Source organism: Tunicatimonas sp., assembly GCF_049647865.1.
Lineage (GTDB): Bacteria > Bacteroidota > Bacteroidia > Cytophagales > Cyclobacteriaceae > Tunicatimonas.
In genome coordinates, this window is the sequence record NZ_JBARYM010000305.1 from 1 (window position 1) to 2,519 (window position 2,519).

The 2,519-nt window shown below is 44.1% G+C and carries 3 protein-coding genes; all 3 read right to left on the reverse strand.

Annotation, left to right across the window (positions count from 1 at the left end; all coding sequences use genetic code 11):
- A partial coding sequence (locus WBA23_RS09335; RefSeq protein WP_424582009.1) for an alpha/beta hydrolase family protein occupies positions 1–1,130 on the reverse strand: 1,130 nt, incomplete at its 3' end.
- Between the two features lie 616 nt (positions 1,131–1,746).
- Positions 1,747–2,112 carry a hypothetical protein gene (locus tag WBA23_RS09340; protein ID WP_424582010.1) on the reverse strand — a complete coding sequence of 122 codons (366 nt, stop codon included), beginning with the start codon at positions 2,110–2,112 and terminating at the stop codon, positions 1,747–1,749.
- Between the two features lie 62 nt (positions 2,113–2,174).
- A partial coding sequence (locus WBA23_RS09345; protein WP_424582011.1) for a DUF5627 domain-containing protein occupies positions 2,175–2,519 on the reverse strand: 345 nt, incomplete at its 5' end.

The following is a 2,519-nucleotide window of genomic DNA, read 5'->3' on the forward strand; positions in this document are numbered from 1 at the left end:
GGATCATACTGTATAAAATAGAGAAACCAATCGGCAGTTAGCGTAGAAACTTGCTGCTCGAGGAACGCCGATTTATCGCTAATACTTTGTTTAGTTTCTTCCGGCATAACCGTCCAGTACTCTTCTAGTGTACTTGTTAAACCCTGGCGAAGGCTATCTATATCATTAGCCGAACTATTGAGCAGATACTCGTAGGCCGCACCCAGTGCTTTAGTATTAGCTTCACGTGCTTCCGGTGATACGTTTTCTGCTTGCATAGATTTTTCTGATTGTAATTTGAGTAAGTCTGCAATGGGAATACCCGGTCCGGCTAGCAGCACAATAAATTCTACTACTTTGTTCTCGCTAGCAACCATGGGGGCAATCATTCCCCCTTCACTGTGTCCTATCAATCCGATGCTTTTGCCCAATGTTATTGGATGCTGCTGTAGAAATGCTACCGCTGACTGCACATCCTGCGCAAAATCTTGCGAAGTTGCTTGAGCAAATTCACCTTCCGATTCGGCGACCCCTCGGTCATCGTAGCGCAATACTGCAATACCGTGTCGGGTGAGGTAGTCTGACAGTACCAAGAATGGGCGATGGTTCATGGGAGCTAATTCTTCGTTTCGGTCTTGCGGACCCGAACCGGAAATCAGCACGACCGCCTTCTCAAAATCATTTTTTTCAGGAATCGTTAGAGTACCCGCCAGCCGGTGACCTTCGGGATTTGTAAAGTATACGTCTTCGCGTTGATAAGGAAATTCGGTGGGGTCCTGCGGACGTACTACGGCTTCCTTTTTTTTACCTCCCCGCTTCAGAGTAAGTGGTAGCGCCATGCCCCCCTGCGTAAAGGTTCCGGCTACAGTGCTGTCATTTTCCAACTGTCCTTCGTAGGTCATACCTAACTGGGCCGCTTTAATTACTAGTTGATTGTCAGCAAAAGTAGTTTCGGAGGTAGCAATATTGGTTGCGCCCTGATCGGGGCTATCCATTTTGGTTGTGAGCTTTCCATCGGCTTCTTCAATATGGAACACAATCCGCAGTGAAGTGCCCTGCACGTTTAAGGCTCCCTGCCACGTTCCGGTGATAGACTGAGCGTGAGTAATTAGTGGACTCATTAATAGAAAAAGAATGGTTAGGATTTTCATAGCTTCAAGATAATAGTGGAAAATTATTCTTTCTACTATCTATTTACGCAATCCTATAAGTTGGCACCGATAAATTGGGACGAACGGTGAAATGGGGTGGTGAGCGGTTCAGGGTAATATGGACTTTACTTTCTAATTTTTAGCTTTAAAGTCGTATTACAACTATTATCTTTCTTCCTGACTTTAGCGTAGACTATATCATCTGGCCGTAAGCTTGTCAGTTTAGAATACGTCTCTTTGTCCCACTTGGCCCTTCGGTTATTAATCACCAACTTTGAAAGGGGATGACTGTAAAGCCACTCATCGGTTAATGCCAGAATTCTTTTCGCTCCCGAGTTAATGGAATCTTTAGTATAAATCTTTACTATTCCGAGGTGGACTAGCTCTCCTGAACAATTAAATATCGAGTCGGGCTGTATTGATACTGAATCAATAAGATGTTCATTCTCCTTATCAAGGATATCTTTCGTAACACTATTTGGAAGCTTTATTCCGTCGAGCATTATGACGGGTTCCGGTTTATACGGGGGTGGCCCAGGCCCAATTCGTATCACCTTTTCTTGTCCGAAAACAGCTGTAGACAATAATAAAAATAGGATGATAATTAGTACGCTTTTCATTTACCCCTAGTCAGTACATATTCTTGACTATTAACGCTCGTGACACCTTCTTTAAACATAGTACTAATGCCATCTACGGAAGAATAAAAATTGTCAGTCGCCGATACTATACTCCACCCCTCATTCCCTAGTTCATTCAACACTTTAACAATTTGGTTGATATTGGTACTGCTAGATTTTGATGCAAGGTCTATAGCATCATTCTCGGTGTAGTGGGTAATTTTATACCTCGTCGCCATTTTGTTCAGCGAATCGGGCGAATGGGTTGTTTTCTCTACTACTAACATTGAGTACATACTGTCCTGCGCCTCAGCAGAACAGTATGCAATGAATAATAATAATGCAAGAGCCAAGTATCTCATATTATGAGCGTTGGTTAATTACGATTTTTATTGGCCTTCTATCAGAAATTAATGCGCCCGTATTACTCCGCTATCTCTACGGTAAACTCCTCAAAAACCACAGCCCGGTCGCGGATAACGAGAGTATCTTGTACACTGTGGGTTTCACTGTTGGCTACGTCGGTGTAGTTATAATCTAAATAGATCACGTCGCGAGGTTTACCGCCCCATTCGTCACCACCTTCTACAAATTGTCCGCTTCCGTTAATCTGGTAGGGATCATCGGTGGCACTGCTAATCGTACAGGTATTTTCACTGCTGAAGCTTAGTTCCATCATCAGTTCGCCCGGACTCTCGTTGTCGCCTCGGCGTACAATATTCTCTAGCGTAACCGACCGTCGGCCGGAGGTATTAACCGGAACCACCTC